Consider the following 19,262-nt stretch of genomic DNA (forward strand, 5'->3'; position numbering starts at 1 on the left):
TTTTTATCACCTACGAACCAAAGCAGGGGGATGCCCATACCATAGGGTTAGAGGTGATAATGTTGATGAATTTAGGAGACTTGGTCATTCGGAAGTCGTACGGTGGTGACGTTACTTTCCGGGTAGAGGGCCTCCAGGAGGATAAAGCGGTGATTAAAGGAACCGAGTTTAGGCTTCTTGCCGATTCCCCCCTGGATGATCTGGTGAAAGTGCCGTACGAACCAGAGACGAAAAAAACAAGATTGGCTCATATTAAAGCCAATGAATCGTATTCGCTGCTTCAGCAGCATCGCAAGGAACAGGCGCAGCGTAATCAGGCAGGGCTTATTGATGATTGGAACCATACAGCAGTAAAGGCAGAAACTCCTTCGTATTTTGAGATGCCAGGTAAGGTGTTGCATTTGGATGGAGATCCTAATTACTTAAAGAAAAGCATGGCGCTTTACGAAAGGCTGCGTGTACCGGCTGAAGGACATTATGTACATGAAGGATCTATGGCAGATACTCTTTATCGCTTACTGCCGCGTTCCCGTCCAGACATTGTTGTTATTACAGGACATGATGGCGTTTTGAAGAGTAGACAGCCGTATGATCTATACAACATTAATCATTATAAAAACTCAGCTAATTTCATTGCTGCTATACAAGTAGCAAGACAATATGAGTGGCATCTTGATGCACTCACTATTGTGGCGGGGGCATGTCAGTCTCATTTTGAGGCGCTAATTCGTGCGGGTGCTAATTTTGCTAGTTCACCTAGCCGAGTACTTATTCATGCTCTTGATCCGGTATACGTCGCGGCTAAGGCTGCTTTTACTTCTGTCAAAGATACAATGAATATGAATGACATCGTTCATCATACTATTACAGGAAGTGAAGGAATAGGCGGTCTTGAATCCAAAGGAAGTTACCGAATCGGCCTGCCTCCATTACAAGATTTATCCACTTTAAAGGTTACACCGGCTGCAATCTAAAATCTGCGAATGCATCTTTTGAAGCTTTCTTGAGAACAGATTCCTTTATTGGAATCTGTTTTTTTATTTCATATAACAACATACTAACAAAACAAGTGGTAATATTTCATAAAAATGATTTGAATAAACTTGGATTCCGCTAAAAAATTCGTTGACAACATATTTTTGATACTGATATAATTATTTATTTAATTTGACAATACATATGAAACGTTGTATAATGGACAAGAGGAAAGAGGTGGTCGTTACACGATGGCTAAAAATACGCTATTGGATATTAAACGAAGTCTCGACGCTCACGTTGGTCAGAAGATCTTGCTTCGTGCGAACGGCGGACGCCGTAAGACAATTGAGCGGACCGGTGTACTCGAAGAAACGTACCCTTCTGTTTTTATTGTCAAGCTAGATCAAGAACAACAAACGTTTAAACGAGTGTCTTACAGTTACGCCGATATTTTAACTGAATCTGTCCAAGTTTCAATTTTTGATCCTGAGCAGGTTGCAAGTGAAATATCGTATACCGAAGTGTAGGCATGATTTTTGTAAGGTGGTCTTATCCTGTTTAGCAGGGTGAGGCCATTTTTTTGTATGAGGAGAAGTTTTAGGAGAACGTCGCGTCTTTATAGTGACAAGTGTCAATGCATAATGTTTCTGTACTACAGAGATACTAATGGTGCAGGAAATTATCAGTCCCCTTATAAGGAGGAACCATCATGAGCCGCAGAAGACGCAGTGTAATGTCAGAGGAACTTAAGAATGAGCTTGCAAAAGACTTGGGGTTCTATGATACCGTCCAGCAGGAAGGCTGGGGAGGCATCAAGGCCAAGGATGCAGGGAATATGGTAAAGCGGGCCATTCAGCTCGCTGAACAGGCTGCGAGAAAGTCCTAGAAGGAATAATAGCATTAGACTCCCTGAATGATGGGGGTCTTTTCTCTATATTTCTGCCCTATCGTTTACTGAGCAGGTATAAGTTGGTCTAAGATCGGCAGAATGACTTGACAGCGTCATTTTGATATAATATGTTAAGTTGTCTTGAGGGAAAAGCTAAGGGTGGGTGAACGCCTTGAAAATTTACGAAAAAGCTCCTGCAAAAATTAATTTGATGCTGGATGTATTACATAAAAGAAACGATGGGTATCATGAAGTTGAGATGATCATGACAATGGTCGATCTTGCTGACCGAATCGAGATGGCAGAAATGCCTCGCGACACCATCATGATTTCAAGCCAGGCGGGATATATCCCCCTTGATGAGAAAAATTTAGCCTTTCAGGCTGCCAGGCTAGTAAAAGAGCGATATAACGTCAAGAAAGGCGTCTATATTCATTTAGATAAAAAAATCCCAGTTGCTGCAGGACTAGCAGGGGGAAGCAGTGATGCTGCTGCAACACTGCGAGGACTAAATAAACTTTGGGGTCTTGGCATTTCTGATGAAGAACTTAGACTTCTAGGTGCAGAGCTTGGGTCTGATGTCCCTTTCTGTATAACAGGAGGAACCGCTCTTGCTACAGGAAGAGGAGAAAAGCTATCGATGATGCCAAATCCTCCTCAATGCTGGGTTATCCTTGCGAAACCGCCTATTAATGTATCGACGGCTGAGGTCTATGGGCGTGTACGAAGTGACCGCATTACACATCATCCTTCGGCCAAAAGAATGGAAGAAGCCATTCGCAATCAGTCCTTTGCAGGGGTTTGCCAGGAACTTGGTAATGTTTTAGAAGATGTTACCCTAAAACTTCATCCTGAAGTAGGTCAATTGAAGGAGGCCATGCTGCGTCTTGGCGCCGATGGTGTATTGATGTCAGGCAGCGGTCCTACTGTATTTGGACTGGTCTCCAAAGAATCAAAAGTACCGAGGATTTACAACGGACTGCGTGGTTTCTGTAAAGAAGTTTATGCAGTAAGATTACTAACTTAGAATAATTTTTCCAAATATAGTGCTATTTTCATTTGTTGCATTGTACAAATACGTACAAAAATGATATATTTATTAGCAAATATTCGGATTTGGAAGTAGATCGTGAGGAATCGTCTGTGAAGAAATTGAAACGTAGTGCACGTTTGGTTGAAATGACACAATACTTGCTCTCTAGACCACATACCTTAATTCCGCTTACTACTTTTGCGGAACGATATGGAGCTGCGAAGTCATCCATAAGCGAAGATTTAGCTATCATTAAGGAAGTATTTGAAGAAGAGGGCATGGGAGATTTGCAAACTCTTGCAGGTGCTGCAGGCGGTGTGAAATTCATGCCGAAAATGTCCCAGGAACGGGCTTTCTCTTTTATTAAGCAGCTGTGCGGTAAGTTAGAACAGCCTGATCGGATTTTACCGGGCGGATATCTATACATGTCTGATTTGCTGGGACAACCGTCTATTGTCAATGAAATTGGTAAGATTCTTGCCACTGCCTTCTCGGGCCTCGAAATCGATGCAGTTATGACGGTAGAAACAAAGGGAATCCCTTTGGCTTATGCGGTAGGCTCTCAGTTGAATCTTCCTGTTGTTCTTGTTAGACGAGACCATCAGGTGACTGAAGGCTCAGCTGTAAGCATTAACTATGTATCAGGTTCTCATAAAAGCCTTCATACGATGTCTCTTTCAAGAAGAGCACTGCCTGAAAAATCCCGTGTGCTTATTGTAGATGACTTTATGAAAGCAGGAGGAACGGTCCAGGGGATGATTGATCTCCTAGGGGAGTTTAATGCTGAAGTCGCAGGTGTGGGTGTATTGGTTGAATCAGGAACGGTGGATTCAGAGGAACGTCTGCTCCATGATTATATTTCCCTAGCAACATTGACGGCTGTTGATGCGAAAACAAAGCAGATTACAGTGAAGCCTGGAAATTACTTCGATTCCCTTCTATAATTTGCTGTTTTTTTGGTGAGTTTACACTATTTTTGTCGAAAATGTACTAAAACGGCTCATCCACAAAAAAATTCCTAAAATTAGGACATTTTGTAGCAGTAAAAAGAAGGAAATCTTGCATGTTGTGTGGAATTATTACACCAAGTTCCGATGGAAAAAGGTGGTGAACACACATGCAGATTACAGATGTCAGACTCCGCCGCGTTAATTCTGAGGGGAGAATGAAGGCAATAGCTTCGATTACTATTGATAATGAGTTTGTCGTTCATGACATTCGAGTTATTGACGGTAACAATGGAATGTTCGTTGCTATGCCAAGTAAGCGGACTCCAGATGGAGAATTCCGTGACATCGCCCATCCGATTTCTTCAGGGACTCGTGAGAAGATTCAGGCTGCAGTATTGGCCGAATATGAACGCGCCGCAACTGAAGAAGAGGTTATCGAAGAAGGCGCATAATAACATTATTGGGGTTCGAAAGAAAAGAGAGTCATTCTATGGCTCTCTTTTCTTTTTTTCAATAATGAAGTATATTCTTTAATGAGTAAGATTGAGCGAAGTTGCATCCCTTCCTGAAGATAAGGATTAGGGTATAATTGTTTGCGCCCAATTCACTGTTGAATAGTCCTGAGATCCTTTTTTGGAATTAGAGTGGATAACATTACAATTACAGCGTAGGAGGTCGGGATTGTTGAAAAGAATGGCTATTATTCTTGCCGCAGGGCAAGGAAAACGTATGAAGTCGAAGTTATATAAAGTACTCCATCCTGTATGTGGCAAACCGATGGTTGGTCATGTTTTGGATACGGTAGGACAAGCAGGAGTAACACGCAATATTGTTGTTGTAGGTCATGGTGCTGAAGCAGTAAAATCATATCTTGGTTCAGCAGCTGATTATGTACTACAGGAACAACAGCTCGGTACAGGACATGCAGTTAAGATGGCTAAGGATATGCTTGGCAAAGAAGAAGGAACCACAATTGTAATCTGTGGAGATACTCCTTTGGTAACAAAAGAAACACTAGAAGGCTTGATGGAGCTTCATGAGTCTCGCGGAGCTGCAGCAACAGTGCTGACAGCACATATGGATAATCCAGCTGGCTATGGCCGTGTGATCCGCAGCAATGAAGGATCTGTAACTAAAATCGTAGAACAAAAAGATTGCAGTCCAGAAGAAGATGCTGTACAAGAAATTAATACAGGTACGTATTGTTTCGATAATGCTAAGCTGTTTGCAGCTTTGGATAAAGTAACAAATAATAATGCACAACAAGAATATTACCTTACTGATGTTATTGGTATTTTCCGTGAAGCAGGAGAAACCATTGAAGCATACATGACAAATGATGCTGCAGAATCCATTGGTGTAAATGATCGTGTAGCTCTATCTGAGGCAGAAGGTTTTATGAGACAACGTCTCGTGCGTAAACATATGCTGAACGGAGTAACAATTATCGATCCTTCATCTACGTATATTGGGGCTGATGTTACGATTGGTTCTGATACGGTTCTTTATCCGGGTACCATGCTTAAAGGCAACACGGTAATTGGTGAAGGTTCCGTAATTGGGCCGAATACCGATATTGAAGACAGCAAAATCGGCGATAACGTCACCGTTAAACATTCTGTTCTTAGTAAAGCAGAAGTGGGGAACGGTTCTTCCGTAGGTCCATTCGCATATTTACGCCCAGCATCCAAACTTGGTGAAGATGTTAAGATCGGTGATTTTGTAGAGATCAAAAATGCGACCATTGATAATGGCTCAAAAGTATCACATTTGAGTTATATTGGAGATGCTACCGTCGGCAAAAATGTAAATATCGGCTGCGGAGCAATAACTGTGAACTACGATGGTTATAATAAGTCTGTTACAGAAATTGAAGATGACGCTTTTGTAGGAAGTAATGTGAATTTAATTGCACCTGTTAAAGTAGGCAAAGGCGCTTATGTTGTTGCAGGGTCAACGATTACGCACTCTGTATCAGATAATGATCTTGCTATTGCGAGAGTCCGTCAAGAAAATAAGCCGGGATACGCAGATAAGATTCGTGCCCGTGCCAAAGCTAAGAAAAACAACAAGAATTCATAATGAAATGCTGTTCTATACGAATAGCGCCGACTTTTATGAGCAGAACTAAAATCGATTCCAATGAACCAGCACGGAGGTTTTTTATTTTATGACTTATTTTGATTCCAAACTAAAAATATTTACTTGTAACTCAAACCCGAAACTCGCACATCAAATTGCCGACTACATCGGTATTCCAATGGGTGAGTCTCATACAACAAGCTTTAGCGATGGTGAGATTCAAGTAAAACTGTCAGAGAGTGTACGTGGTAGCCATGTGTATATCGTACAATCCACTTGCTTGCCAGTTAACGACAACTTGATGGAAATGCTTGTTATGATTGATGCACTGAAGCGTGCTTCTGCTAAAACAATTAACGTAGTTATCCCGTATTATGGATATGCAAGACAAGACCGTAAAGCACGTTCAAGAGATCCAATTACGGCTAAACTCGTAGCAAACTTGATTGAAAAAGCAGGAGCAACACGTGTTATTGCTATGGACTTGCATGCAATGCAGATTCAAGGATTTTTTGATATCCCTGTAGATCATATGCTTGCAGTTCCAATTATTGCACAATATTTCCGCTCGAAGCAGATTGAGAATCCGGTTGTTGTATCTCCGGACCATGGCGGCGTTGTACGCGCAAGAAAATTGGCTGACTTCCTGAATGCGCCACTTGCTATTATTGACAAGCGCAGACCTGAACCGAATGTAAGTGAAGTTATGAATATCATCGGTAACATTGAAGGTAAAACAGCAATTCTGATTGATGATATTATCGATACAGCAGGTACGATCGTTCTTGGTGCGAATGCATTGATGGAAGGCGGAGCGAAAGAAGTATACGCTTGCTGTACCCATCCCGTTCTTTCCGGTCCTGCAATGGAACGATTGGAGAACTCACCGCTTAAGGAAGTCGTAGTGACGGATACCATTCCGATTACTCATCCAAATCCAACAAATAAGCTGAATGTGCTTTCTGTAGCACCGCTACTGGGCGAAGCTATTATCCGGGTTCATGAGGAATTGTCGATTAGTAAATTGTTCGAAATTGAATAGTTCTGCATAGTTAACATGAAAGAGGGGTTACACTGTCTTGGATAAGACAATGTAACCCCTGTCGGCGTATGAACTGATTTTAGTACCCTGGCCTTGAAATAAAATAGTGGCAGGCACGGTTAAATAAAACACTGCCAACTTCCACAAAATGTTCATCGTAATGAGTGATGTAACCAATATCAATGTGTCTGTCTCGGTCATACACTTGTACCGGTATGGCCTGTTCCATATGGTGCTGAAACTGGGACAGCTGCGTTAAACGTTCTATATCGTGGCGCATAACCGGGTCACCCTTTCATCGGTTGCTATTACTCGCTTCCTGCCGTATACAATTGTTTTTATTGTAAAGTGAAAAAGAGCGTAAGTCCACATCAGCGGATCTAGCGATGTCTTTTTTGATATTTTGTTCGTTACTCATCTAAAAGGAGGGAGGAGCATATTATGAAATGGATTGTAGGACTTGGAAATCCAGGTTCTGAATATGCTAAGACAAGACATAATGTTGGGTTTATGGCGCTTGATGCCTTAGCAGATCGTCATCATATATCTATTAATCAGAGCAAGTGTAAGGCGCTTATTGGAGAAGGAATGATCCAAGGAGAAAAAGCAGTTCTGATCAAGCCTATGACCTTTATGAATCTTTCTGGAGAAACGGTCCGAGCTTATATGGATTATTATAAGGTTGCGTTGGAAGATTTAATTGTGGTCTACGATGACATGGATACAGAGGTTGGAAAAATAAGACTTCGATATCAAGGAAGCGCGGGCGGACATAATGGTATTAAATCCATCATTCAGCATACAGGGACTCAGCAGTTCAATCGAATTCGCATGGGTGTCTCAAGACCCGAACCGGGGCATGCAATTGTTGATTACGTCCTTTCCAATTTTCCAAAGAAGGAAAAAGAGGCGCTGACTTCAATGATTGAATCCACTTGTGATGCTTTGGAGTATGCAATGAAGGATACATTTGAGAGAACGATGGCTAAATTCAATGGCTAATTTTCGATTCTACTCTGATAGATGGGCTAAACTAGCAGTCTCCTGGAAAGACTAAAGATATTAATCTTTTTCAGGAGGCATATCTATGCAAATCCATTATGTTTGTCGTCACTGCCGTTCATCTATAGGAAGTATCGAGGCGGATCTTACGACAGAGGTTCGATTAGGTCTTCATTTCTTGACCCCTTCAGAGCGTCAAGATATAATTGCCTATAATTCAAAAGGTGAGCAGATTGTCAGTATTACCTGCAGCTATTGTACGGAAGCAATTATGGACCATCCAGAGCTTAGCCTGATTGCAAGTCCCTTGCAGTAAGCTTTGTTTATAAACATAAGATTCATTGAGCTTTATGGGAAGACTCATTCCATTCCCTCTAGCCTTGGCTGTAAGTGCTGAGGCTTTTTTTTCAGTTACAGAGTAGTAAATAAGCCGTATGTTCTGACTTTACCTATGGTAAGGCCAGAAAAAAAGGATTATGATGAGATAACCAGTATCCAAAAGTTTACAATTACAATGCTGACTATCTTTTATAAATAGCAGATAGATTAGAAAGTGATAAGAGAGGTGCCCCTTTTGCTACAAGCACTTATTGATGCCTATTCCAAAGATTCTGATTTTGAATCGATTGCATCCGGCGTTAAGTCGGGAATGAAGGAGCAGTTGATCTCCGGTTTGACTGGGTCGGCTCGTCAAATCATGATAGCTGCCCTACACAAGCAATTAGATCGACCAATGCTCGTTGTGACACATAATATGTTTGCGGCGCAAAAAGTGGCAGATGATTTGCAGGAAGCGCTTTCTGCTGATCAAGTCCTGTTATACCCTGCAAACGAGTTAATTGCTGCTGAGGCAGCCATATCCAGTCCAGAGACCCTTGCACAGCGTATAGATGTACTCCTCAAGTGTGCCAAAGGATTTCGTGGTATTGTAGTTATTCCTTTATCGGGGGCCCGTCGGTATTTACCTTCTCCTGAGATTATTGCAAATGCGGAAATTACATTACAGCAGGGCGGAACGCTTGAGCTGGAGTCCTTCCTTCGAGGTATGGTGGAGCTAGGATATGAACGTGTAGAACGCGTAGAAACGCAAGGAGAGATGAGCGTCCGTGGAGGTATCATTGACTTCTTCCCTGTGACTTCTGGGCTTGCTTATCGTGTGGAGTTATTTGACGATGAGATTGATTCAATTCGTACCTTTGATCCGATAGATCAGCGTTCTATAGAAAAGACAAATCAGGTTGTCATTACACCCTGCAAGGAATTAATTGCAAACGAAGCTAAAATGAAGCAAGCCGCAGATCGAGCGGCCATTTTGCTTGAGGAGCAATTAGAAAAGACAACAGATCGGCAAGCGAAACTTCGTCTGCGGGATGAAATCCATCGTGAGATTGAACTGCTGCGCGAGCATGTGTATTTTCCTGAAATATATAAATATGTAACAGAGTTATACCCTGAGAAACAAACCATTTATGACTTTATGCCGCAGGATACGGTCCTGATTTTCGACGAGCCGGCAAGGCTTCTGGAAACGGGAAAACAACTTGAGCGGGATGAGTCCGAGTGGAGTATGCATTTGCTTCAAAATGGGAAAACGTTGCCACAGCTAACTCTTTCTCTTGATCATGAAGAAGTTTTATATAAACGTCCATTCCAGACGTTATTTATTTCTGTTTTCTTAAGACAGGTTCCACATACATTACCTCAGAACATTCTGAACATGGTCAGCCGCAGTATGCAGGACTTCCATGGTCAGATGAATGTGCTTAAAGCGGAAATGGAACGCTGGCAAAAAGCAGGTGTACAGGTTTTTATGCTGGCAAGCAGCGAAGAACGGCTGGATCGGATGCGCCGCGTATTACAGGATTACGATATACATGAACCGACCATGATGATTGGTAGTTTACAGAGTGGTTTCGAGATGCCTTCGATTCATTTAGCAGTGATTACGGAAGGCGAGATGTTCTCCCAAAAACAACGTAAAGTTCGCAAACCTATTCGCAATGTAGATAATGCAGAACGTATTAAGAGTTACAGTGAACTTAAGGTTGGGGATTATGTTGTCCATCAGAACCACGGTATCGGTAAGTATATGGGGATCGGCACATTAGAGGTCGCTGGGATCCATAAGGATTACATGCATATTCTATATGCTGGCGGAGATAAGCTGTCTGTTCCTATTGAACAGATTGACCTCATCCAGAAGTATGTGGGATCAGAAGAGAAAGAGCCGAAAATCTATAAACTTGGCGGCAATGACTGGACACGTGTTAAGAATAAGGTTCGGAGTTCTGTTCAGGATATAGCGGATGATTTGATCAAACTGTATGCAGCTCGTCAATCTTCACCAGGTTATGCTTTTGAAAAAGATACGGCAGAACAGCAGGAATTTGAAGATTTATTCCCTTATGATGAAACACGGGATCAGGAAAGAGCAATTGAAGAAATTAAGAAAGACATGGAACAAAGTCGTCCTATGGATCGTTTATTATGCGGGGATGTGGGATACGGCAAAACCGAAGTCGCGATCCGAGCTGCATTCAAAGCAGCAATCGAAGGGAAACAAGTCGCAGTACTTGTTCCTACAACGATTCTTGCACAGCAACATTATGAAACATTCCGTGAGCGTTTTTCTGGATATCCATTTAATGTGAGCGTTCTGAGCCGTTTCCGTACTCGTAAGGAACAGAATGAGACAACGAAGGGAATCAAGGAAGGAACTATTGATATTGTAATTGGTACGCATCGTTTATTATCTCAAGATCTTGTCTTTAAAGATCTGGGGTTGCTGATTGTGGATGAGGAACAACGTTTCGGGGTTACTCATAAAGAAAAACTCAAGAAGCTGAAGACGAATGTGGACGTATTAACACTGACTGCAACACCAATTCCTCGAACCCTTCATATGTCTATGCTGGGTGTACGTGATTTGTCGGTTATCGAAACGCCTCCAGAAAATCGTTTCCCTGTGCAGACCTATGTTGTTGAGCACAGTCAGACCTTAGTTCGGGAAGCGATAGAGCGGGAACTGGCAAGAGGCGGGCAAGTGTACTACCTGTATAACCGTGTTCAGGGAATTCAGGAGATGGCTGCAGAAATTTCAGATCTTGTCCCTGGGGCAAGAGTCGGTGTTGGGCATGGACAGATGACAGAGTCCGAACTTGAGAAGACCATTCTTGATTTTCTGGATGGGGAGTTTGACGTGCTTGTCAGCACCAGTATTATTGAAACTGGGGTTGATATCCCGAACGTGAATACTTTGATCGTACATGATGCCGATAAGATGGGTCTTTCTCAGCTCTATCAGCTGCGCGGACGAGTTGGACGTTCCAACCGAATTGCGTATGCCTATTTTACGTATCAAAGGGATAAAGTGCTGACAGAAGTAGCGGAAAAAAGGCTTCAATCCATCAAGGAGTTTACAGAACTTGGCTCCGGTTTCAAAATTGCAATGCGGGATCTAACGATTCGGGGTGCTGGAAATTTGCTTGGAGCAGAACAGCACGGGTTTATCGCCTCTGTCGGTTTTGATCTCTACTCACAGATGCTCGCAGAAGAAATTAATAAACGTAAAGTAACAATGCTTGGTGAGGAAGCTCCACAAGAGTCCAGCTGGACAACAGCGATTGATCTAGGGATCGATGCTTACTTGCCGTCAGATTATATCTATGATAGCATTCAAAAAATTGAAATTTATAAAAAAGTGGCTGTTCTTGCTTCCTTTGATGATACGATGGAACTGGAAGATGAACTGGTGGATCGTTTTGGTGATTTACCGGAGGCAGTTACGAACTTGCTCACTGTGGCGAGACTTAAAATCTATGGTAAAACCTATGGTATTGAGTCGATCGTACAGCGTGGAGATGACATAACTCTGAAATTCTATGAGGGTCAAGAAAAAGCTGTAAATGGAGCAAAACTTATTCAGATTGGAAATCAGTTTGAAAGACGTGTACAATTTGAACAAGGACAAAGTATGTCTATTCATGTAAAAGGTAAAGGACTCAGCGATTTGGAGCTTCTTCAATTGCTAGAGAAATTCCTTGCAGCCATGAAGGATGCTTTTAAATCAAAGGGGGAACTTCAAGATGTTGCGAAGTAATAAAAAATCCTGGAAGACGATTGCGGTGACAATGGTCGGCGTATTATCGATATCTCTTCTGGCTGCTTGTGGAAATGGCGATGATCAAAATGCGGCAAGCGACGATAATAGTGCGATCATCGTTAAATATGATGGCGGTGAAATTACAGAAAATGAATTTAATACTGAGATGAAAATCATGAAATTTATGAGTCCTCAGTACGCACAGCTCATGGAAATGGATGAGTTCCGTGAATATCTAGTTGAGCAGCAAGTGACTTATGAGTATTTGAGCAATCAAGCTTCTGACGAATCCAAGAAACAAGGAGAAGAAGAAGCAGACAATCAGCTTGCTCAGATGAAAGAACAAGTTGGAGATGAGCAGTGGAAAGCAATGCTCGAAAATTATGATCTTACTGAAGCAGATATCAAAAATTATATGGCTCGTGTTTTGACCATTGTTAAGGATAAATCACCAAAAGTAACGGAAGAAGAATTGAAAGCACAATATGACGCTAGCCCTGAGCAATTTATTACAGCTACCGTTCGTCACGTCCTGATCAGCTTCCAAGATCCTGAAACACAAGAAGAGCGTGCAGAAGGTGAAGCACTGAAAATCGCAAAAGAAGCAAAAGCAAAACTGGATAAAGGAGAAGATTTTGCTGCTGTAGTGAAAGAATACTCCGAGGATCCAGGTTCTGTTGAAAATGGCGGTTTGTATGAAGATACTCCTATTGTATCTTGGGTAGAAGCTTTCAAAGAGGCGGCTAAAACTTTAGAAATCAACAAGATCAGCGATCCTGTCGAAACAGATTATGGATATCACATTATCAAGGTAGAGAAACGTACAGAACCAACCTTTGAAGAATTAACACAAGAACAAAAAGATACACTTGCTAATACCATCGTAAATACACAAATCCAAACCTTCATGGAAAAAGAGCTTGATGGAATTATGAAAGGTGAAATCAAGCTTCCTGCAAATCCTGCAGCTGAAACAGAAGGAACCGATACTGAGGGAACAGGTACCGAAGGTACAGAGACTGAAGGTACAGAAGGAACTGAAACAGGAACTGAAGGTACGGACAAAGGAACAACAGATACCGAAGGAACCGATGCAGGTACTGAAAGTACAGAACCAACAACCGACAGTAAATAATCAGGTCGGACAAGCAGGATAGCATAGAACGTAATCCATTAGACGCGGGTAACCGCGTCTTTTTGGTATAACGAAACCTTCTAAGAAGGTTTTTTCTTTATATACAGACAAATTTTAAGTAGGTTTATTGAACGATATTATAAGGTCCATGTATAAGGAAATGGGAACAGATGAATACTATGGTCTAGATATCACACTAAACTAACTACCTTAATCCCTCCGTTATAAAAGGACAGTAGTTGAAAAATCTTCTCGAGAAAGTGGGGCAACATGTAAATGAAAGCTACTGGTATCGTCCGCCGTATTGATGACCTCGGTCGTGTCGTAATTCCCAAAGAAATTCGTCGTACTTTACGCATTCGTGAAGGTGATCCACTTGAAATTTTTGTGGATCGGGATGGCGAGGTTATTCTGAAAAAGTATTCACCTATTGGTGAATTGGGTGATTTTGCAAAGGAATATGCGGAATCCTTGTTTGAAAGTACAGGCCATGTAACGCTTATCACTGACCGTGATACGATTATTACGGTAGCTGGCGGATCTAAAAAAGAATACCTGGAGAAGCAAATCGGAAATTTGGTTGAGCACTCCATGGATAACCGTAAAACTTTGCTTGAGAACAGCAGTGGATCTTATGAAATAGCTAAAGATCATAACGAAACTTTATCATCCTTTGTTGTAGCACCGATTATATCTGGAGGAGATCCTATCGGTGCCGTGATATTGTACAGCAAAGATGAATCAACAAAAATGTCTCAACTTGAAGTGAAAATGTCTGAAACCGCAGCTGCGTTCCTTGGCAAGCAAATGGAGCAGTAAAGAACAATAAACTCCCGCCTGTAAGAGGGCAGGAGTTTTTTGCTTTTACATAAAGAGGTATAATAGGTTTCGTATTGTAAAGGAACATAGCGTCCTACCCTATAGAAGAAGTAGGTAAGCCTATATGAAATCAATGGAAACCAGTACAAAAATGCTTCAGGGAGCATTTATACTCAGCGTAGCTGCACTATTATCAAAATTGATTGGAACACTGCAGAAGATCCCACTGCAAAATATAGCGGGTGACAGTGTATTTGGTATTTATAATACGGTTTATCCTTTTTATATGATGTTCATTACCCTAGCAACAGCTGGCTTCCCTATAGCAGTATCCAAGCTGGTTGCTGAAGCCAACGCTAGGGGAGACCAAGCCGAAGGTGAGCGTGTTCTTAAAGTTACTTCTGTGCTCTTAGCGGTACTTGGAGGACTGCTTAGCCTGCTCATGTATCAATTTGCTCCGCAGATTAGCCATTTTATTGATAATGAAGAGGTAGTTCTCTCCATTCGTACTGCTTCCCTGGCATTTTTATTTGTGCCTGTCATGACAGGCCTTAGGGGATACTTTCAGGGCCTGCAGGATATGATGCCTACGGCTGTTTCTCAAATCACAGAGCAGACCGTACGTGTAACCGTCATGCTTGTATTGTTATTTATACTGATTGAACGAGGGGCATCAGCAGAAACGATTGCAGCAGGGGCCATGTTAGGCTCTGCCCTGGGTGGAGCCGCCGCACTGCTCTTCATGTGGTTTTTCTGGTTAAGAAGGGGAAAGAGGAGAGCTGTTCATACTGAACAGATGCGTCTCGAAGAAAATGTGCTTACTAGTGAGAAGGGCCTGAAATCAGGTCGAAAGTCTACATCTACTCTTCTGATTAGTGTGCTCCGTTATGCTATTCCCGTTGCACTTGGTTCGGTTGTCGTCCCATTAATGAATATGGTTGATACTTTCACTGTTCCACGCCTGCTAAAGCAGGAAGGGATGGCTGATATAGAAACGATGAGACTTTTTGGTATCTATAATCGGGGGATTCCGCTTGTACAGTTAGTGACCATGCTAGCTACGACATTGTCGGTGTTATTCATCCCTGCTATTGCTGAAGCGAAGGTGCGAAGTGATCAAAATACAATCCATAGGCAAAGCAGTCTTGCCCTCAAGTGGTTTTGGCTCATTGGTCTGGCTGCTACTGCGGGTATGGCGGTGCTGGCTGGACCCATCAACCAGATGCTTTATATCACGACCGAAGGAACAAGTACGATGCGTATATTGGCACTCACTGCTGCCGGAAGCGCAGTCAGCGTCATTGCTGCAGCCTTACTTCAAGGGTATGGTGCAGTTAAAGCACCGGCCCTTATTATGCTGACTGCCGCGGGTGTCAAAACACTGCTAAATGAGCTACTAGTGCCGTATTTAGGTATCAATGGAGCAGCTTGGTCCTCGGCAGCAGCTTATGCGCTGGCCGCTTTGTTAAACGTATTGCTGCTTTCTCGTATACTGAGGCTGCGAGTATCCTTGACTGCTGGCTTATTAAAACCATTCCTCATTATCGCTGCTATGTCGCTGACGGCGGCCGGGGTAGCATGGGGCACCGAGGTTATAATTGGTGCTTTGGGAATGGGTTCAGGCAACCGAATAACTGCGCTTGTGCAAAGCCTACTCGGTATTACTGCTGGCGTAATCATATTCATGATTGGTACAATCCGCACAAAATGGATAACAGCAGAAGAGATCACTATGCTTCCTAAGGGAGAGAAGCTGATGAAGCTGTTTCACAAATTAAGATTAATATAAGCATAAACAATGAGTGCTCTATTTTTGGCTTGATGTAAAAGCATGATATAGTTACAGTTAACAAGGTTTATTTAGAAGCCATTTATTTGGAGGGGTCACATGAGCACAGCAATCACAGTGGTTGGTCTAGGTTCAGGCGGGGAAGATCAACTGACTTTAGGCATTTTGAAAAGGTTACAAAAAGCGAGCAGGATCTATGTTCGGACGCTTGATCATCCGGTATGCAAAGATTTAGAAAATCTTCATTTATCGTTGACTTCGTTCGATAGTATATATGAGGCAAAAAGTTCTTTCCCAGAAGTATATGATAGTATTGCAAACGAGCTTATTCAGCTTGCGAAGCAAGGCACAGTGGGTGAAGAGATCGTGTATGCTGTACCCGGACATCCTATGGTAGCAGAGGCAACGGTAGGACTTCTAAAAGAGCGCTGCGCTGAACAGGGAATTCCTCTCTCTATACTCGGGGGAGAAAGCTTCCTGGATGAGGCATTTATACGACTTGGATTTGATCCTATCGAAGGATTTCAATTACTTGATGCGGGTGTTATTGACCGCGAATTGCTACAGCCTAAGCTACATACGGTCATTGGACAAGTGTATGATGTATTCACTGCATCTGACGTTAAGCTAAGTCTGATGGAGGTGTATCCAGATGACACGAAGATCATTGTTGGACATGCACTCGGTATTGAAGGACAGGAGGTTATTCAGGAAGTCGAGCTATATGAACTGGATCGCGTAGAAGGATACGGCAATTTATCACTTATTTATATACCAAAAAGTGACAATGAGCAGCTCACCAGACGTACGTTTGGCCGTCTTCATGAAATTGTTGAAATTCTGCGAAGCCCGGAAGGATGTCCTTGGGACCGTGAACAGACCCATGCTTCCATCCGCAAGAATCTAATTGAGGAAACGTATGAAGTCCTGGAGACAATTGATGATGATGATCCAGATCATATGAAAGAAGAGCTCGGCGACTTGCTGCTTCAAATTATGCTGCACTCTCAGATGGAAGAAGAGCTGGGTACATTTGATGTCTATGACGTCATTCAAGGTCTGAATGACAAGCTCATTTTTAGACACCCGCATGTTTTCGGAGACAACAAGGCAGAAGATGCTGGAGAAGCGCTAGCCAACTGGGAAGCGATGAAAGTAGAAGAGAAGAAGCTCAAAGGACAAGCAAAAGAGGGAACCTCTATACTTGATGGTGTTCCTAGAGATCTTCCAGCGTTAATGAAAGCTTACAAGCTTCAAAAGAAAGCATCGAAAGTCGGTTTTGACTGGGATCGGGTAGAAGACGTGTTTATTAAGGTTGAGGAAGAGCTTAGCGAGCTAAAAGAGGCAATTAAGTTGAATTATGCTGCAGAAGAGCAGATGCTGGAACTCGGTGATGTTTTATTCGCTACTGCTAACATCTCGAGGTTTATTGGAGTCGATCCAGAGGAAGCGCTAGCTGCTACAAACCGTAAATTTACCCGTAGATTTAAGTACATCGAGTCTCGTCTTGCCGAGCAAGGAAAGACCATCGAAGACAGCACGCTTGAAGAGATGGAAGCATGCTGGCAAGAAGCAAAGCAGGAACTGAAAGATTACTAACGCTCGAAATCGGATTGAAAGTCATAAATAGCGGGTATTTGAATAATACGAGAACTACTGCCATGAATTAAGCTGGACTTGGTTTGACAACGACACCTAAAATGTCGTATTCTTTACCAAACTTGAAACCACTGCGTGTGTCACATTAAAAAAAGACGCATTGCAGCAGGATTTTTAGTGACTTAGCAAGAATAGAAGTGTAGTAACGGCACGTGATACTAAGAAGCGTTTTTACGCAGGAAGTGCACGTCGTATTTTCTTTAATTTGGGAGGCCTTTAACAATGAATAAAACAGATTTGGTAAACAATATTTCAGAAAAAAGTGGACTTACGAAAAAAGACGTAGAAGCGGTTCTTAATGGTTTCCTTGGTGAAATTACAGATGCCCTTGCAAATGGCGACAAAGTACAACTCATTGGCTTTGGCACTTTCGAAACTCGCAGACGTTCCGGACGTACAGGACGTAACCCGCAAACAGGAAACACAATTGAAATTCCAGAATCTAATGTTCCTGCATTTAAGGCAGGAAATAAACTTAAAGAAGCTGTAAAATAATGAGAGTAGATAAATTCCTTAAAGTTTCGAGACTGATTAAACGCCGTACGGTGGCTAAGGATGTCTCCGAACAGGGGAGAGTCCTGATCAATGGACGAGAGGCGAAGCCAAGTAGTGCTGTCAAAGTCGGTGATGAAATTACCGTACAGTTCGGACAGAAACTTGTAACCGTTCGAGTAGAGCGTTTGGCAGAAAGCACGCGTAAAGAAGAGGCTTCGAGTCTATTCACCGTGGTGAAAGAAGAGCCTATTGCCAGAGATAACGGGTTGGACTTTTTAAGTTAACCTTTGTTTTACAGTAACAAGCGTGCTAATCCTGATTATGAGGGAGAAGCACGCTTTTTTAATTTCCTTCTGCTACTGTTCTAATCCTTCTTAACCTCCCATAAGCTAGGTGTAAGAAGGGAGGGGTACATGCCATGATAGACCATGTGAAACCGAAACAGCACAGTTTAACCATGCAGAACCGGAAGCAACTTGATATTACAGGTGTTTTGAATGTTGAGAGTTTCGATAATGAGGAATTCTTACTCAAGACAGAGCTCGGTCACCTAACCATTAGAGGGCAAAATTTACATATCAAAAACCTCAGTCTTGAAGAGGGACTCTTATCGATTGAAGGTCATGTAAGTTTTCTCGCCTATTTAGATCCCGGTTCAAGTTCCAAATCCGGAAAAGGAATTCTCGGCAAGTTGTTCAAATGAATCCAGAAATTCAGTGGATCACATTAGGATGGATGCTCTTCTCCGGAGCGGCACTGGGAATGGTCTATGACAGTTACCGGGTCCTGTCTCTCTCGTTCCGGTTTCCGAGATGGAGTATCCATACAATCGATTTGGTATATTGGATCGCAGCAGCCGTGTTTGTATTTAACATGCTGTATGCCAGTAACCATGGGGAGTTACGATTTTATGTCTTTTTGGGGCTTTTTTTAGGGGTTTGGGTCTATTTTTTGGTTTTAAGTGTTTTGACTCAAAAATTTGTGGTAATGTTAATTGGAATTATAAAGCAGATCTGTTATATAATTTACCGTGCGCTTTACATCATCTTAGTCATTCCTATAAAAGGGATACTTCGGCTATTACGGATTTTGTTTGGTTTTGTTATAGCGATTCTCCTTTTTCTGATCAGAATGGTTTATTACATAATTAGACCGTTTCTTAAACTTCTTTATTTGCCGATAAGACCCTTGATCAGTAAATGGCAGACTCCAAGCTGGATAGCACGTATGTTCAATCGGGTTAAAGAATGGTGGAACTACTGGTTCTGATCTTATTCACAAAATGGG

The 19,262-nt window shown here is 42.3% G+C and carries 20 protein-coding genes; 19 read left to right on the forward strand and 1 reads right to left on the reverse strand.

Going from position 1 to position 19,262, the window contains the following annotated elements:
• The first annotated feature begins 65 nt into the window (after nucleotides 1–65).
• From yabG to PV403_RS20935, 8 genes are all read left to right on the forward strand, one after another.
• Nucleotides 66–974, forward strand: coding sequence for a sporulation peptidase YabG (gene yabG, locus PV403_RS20900; protein WP_332085903.1), 909 nt, complete (start codon nucleotides 66–68; stop codon nucleotides 972–974).
• A 252-nt stretch (nucleotides 975–1,226) separates the two neighbouring features.
• Complete coding sequence (gene veg / locus PV403_RS20905; protein ID WP_160036682.1) at nucleotides 1,227–1,505, forward strand: biofilm formation stimulator Veg; 279 nt, start codon at nucleotides 1,227–1,229, stop codon at nucleotides 1,503–1,505.
• A 182-nt stretch (nucleotides 1,506–1,687) separates the two neighbouring features.
• On the forward strand, nucleotides 1,688–1,864 hold the full coding sequence (locus PV403_RS20910; RefSeq protein ID WP_105406382.1) for a small, acid-soluble spore protein, alpha/beta type: 177 nt from the start codon (nucleotides 1,688–1,690) through the stop codon (nucleotides 1,862–1,864).
• A 175-nt stretch (nucleotides 1,865–2,039) separates the two neighbouring features.
• Nucleotides 2,040–2,894: a 4-(cytidine 5'-diphospho)-2-C-methyl-D-erythritol kinase gene (gene ispE, locus PV403_RS20915; protein ID WP_213535542.1), complete on the forward strand. Its 855-nt coding sequence runs from the start codon at nucleotides 2,040–2,042 to the stop codon at nucleotides 2,892–2,894.
• Between the two features lie 116 nt (nucleotides 2,895–3,010).
• Nucleotides 3,011–3,844: a pur operon repressor gene (gene purR, locus PV403_RS20920; protein WP_213535543.1), complete on the forward strand. Its 834-nt coding sequence runs from the start codon at nucleotides 3,011–3,013 to the stop codon at nucleotides 3,842–3,844.
• Between the two features lie 173 nt (nucleotides 3,845–4,017).
• Nucleotides 4,018–4,302 (forward strand): septation regulator SpoVG, encoded by a 285-nt coding sequence (spoVG, locus tag PV403_RS20925; protein ID WP_047914164.1) that lies wholly within the window; start codon nucleotides 4,018–4,020, stop codon nucleotides 4,300–4,302.
• Nucleotides 4,303–4,534: 232 nt separating this feature from the next.
• A complete protein-coding gene (gene glmU / locus PV403_RS20930; protein WP_332085904.1) occupies nucleotides 4,535–5,932 on the forward strand; it encodes a bifunctional UDP-N-acetylglucosamine diphosphorylase/glucosamine-1-phosphate N-acetyltransferase GlmU in 1,398 nt (465 codons plus the stop codon).
• 88 nt (nucleotides 5,933–6,020) lie between these two features.
• Nucleotides 6,021–6,974 (forward strand): ribose-phosphate diphosphokinase, encoded by a 954-nt coding sequence (locus tag PV403_RS20935; RefSeq protein ID WP_160036678.1) that lies wholly within the window; start codon nucleotides 6,021–6,023, stop codon nucleotides 6,972–6,974.
• A gap of 79 nt (nucleotides 6,975–7,053) precedes the next feature.
• Here PV403_RS20935 and PV403_RS20940 read toward each other — a convergent pair whose 3' ends face one another.
• The gene (locus PV403_RS20940; RefSeq protein ID WP_160036677.1) at nucleotides 7,054–7,254 is read right to left on the reverse strand and encodes a hypothetical protein; all 201 of its coding nucleotides are present in this window, start codon (nucleotides 7,252–7,254) and stop codon (nucleotides 7,054–7,056) included.
• Between the two features lie 161 nt (nucleotides 7,255–7,415).
• Between PV403_RS20940 and pth the strand changes: the two genes are divergently transcribed.
• From pth to yabQ, 11 genes are all read left to right on the forward strand, one after another.
• Entirely contained in the window at nucleotides 7,416–7,976 is a 561-nt protein-coding gene (pth, locus tag PV403_RS20945; protein WP_213535545.1) for an aminoacyl-tRNA hydrolase, read from the forward strand.
• An 85-nt stretch (nucleotides 7,977–8,061) separates the two neighbouring features.
• Nucleotides 8,062–8,292, forward strand: coding sequence for an anti-sigma-F factor Fin (locus tag PV403_RS20950; RefSeq protein ID WP_160036675.1), 231 nt, complete (start codon nucleotides 8,062–8,064; stop codon nucleotides 8,290–8,292).
• Nucleotides 8,293–8,550: 258 nt separating this feature from the next.
• A complete protein-coding gene (gene mfd, locus PV403_RS20955; RefSeq protein ID WP_332085905.1) occupies nucleotides 8,551–12,075 on the forward strand; it encodes a transcription-repair coupling factor in 3,525 nt (1,174 codons plus the stop codon).
• The gene (locus PV403_RS20960) at nucleotides 12,062–13,213 is read left to right on the forward strand and encodes a peptidylprolyl isomerase (RefSeq protein WP_213535547.1); all 1,152 of its coding nucleotides are present in this window, start codon (nucleotides 12,062–12,064) and stop codon (nucleotides 13,211–13,213) included. The genes mfd and PV403_RS20960 overlap by 14 nt, the downstream gene beginning before the upstream one ends.
• Before the next feature lie 276 nt (nucleotides 13,214–13,489).
• Nucleotides 13,490–14,032, forward strand: a complete 543-nt coding sequence (spoVT, locus tag PV403_RS20965) for a stage V sporulation protein T (protein WP_213535548.1) — start codon at nucleotides 13,490–13,492, stop codon at nucleotides 14,030–14,032.
• Nucleotides 14,033–14,156: 124 nt separating this feature from the next.
• The gene (locus tag PV403_RS20970) at nucleotides 14,157–15,821 is read left to right on the forward strand and encodes a putative polysaccharide biosynthesis protein (RefSeq protein WP_332085906.1); all 1,665 of its coding nucleotides are present in this window, start codon (nucleotides 14,157–14,159) and stop codon (nucleotides 15,819–15,821) included.
• A 99-nt stretch (nucleotides 15,822–15,920) separates the two neighbouring features.
• Nucleotides 15,921–17,420 carry a nucleoside triphosphate pyrophosphohydrolase gene (gene mazG, locus PV403_RS20975; protein ID WP_332085907.1) on the forward strand — a complete coding sequence of 500 codons (1,500 nt, stop codon included), beginning with the start codon at nucleotides 15,921–15,923 and terminating at the stop codon, nucleotides 17,418–17,420.
• Between the two features lie 282 nt (nucleotides 17,421–17,702).
• Nucleotides 17,703–17,975 carry an HU family DNA-binding protein gene (locus PV403_RS20980; RefSeq protein WP_160036669.1) on the forward strand — a complete coding sequence of 91 codons (273 nt, stop codon included), beginning with the start codon at nucleotides 17,703–17,705 and terminating at the stop codon, nucleotides 17,973–17,975.
• Nucleotides 17,975–18,259 (forward strand): RNA-binding S4 domain-containing protein, encoded by a 285-nt coding sequence (locus tag PV403_RS20985; protein WP_160036668.1) that lies wholly within the window; start codon nucleotides 17,975–17,977, stop codon nucleotides 18,257–18,259. Before PV403_RS20980 ends, PV403_RS20985 begins: the two co-directional genes overlap by 1 nt.
• Nucleotides 18,260–18,393: 134 nt before the next feature.
• Nucleotides 18,394–18,678 (forward strand): sporulation protein YabP, encoded by a 285-nt coding sequence (yabP, locus tag PV403_RS20990; RefSeq protein ID WP_191804404.1) that lies wholly within the window; start codon nucleotides 18,394–18,396, stop codon nucleotides 18,676–18,678.
• Complete coding sequence (yabQ, locus tag PV403_RS20995) at nucleotides 18,675–19,244, forward strand: spore cortex biosynthesis protein YabQ (RefSeq protein ID WP_213535552.1); 570 nt, start codon at nucleotides 18,675–18,677, stop codon at nucleotides 19,242–19,244. Before yabP ends, yabQ begins: the two co-directional genes overlap by 4 nt.
• The last annotated feature ends 18 nt before the right edge of the window (nucleotides 19,245–19,262 follow it).

Origin of the sequence: Paenibacillus sp. GYB006 (assembly GCF_036577645.1) — a bacterium.
In the GTDB taxonomy this organism is placed as follows: Bacteria; Bacillota; Bacilli; order Paenibacillales; family Paenibacillaceae; genus Paenibacillus.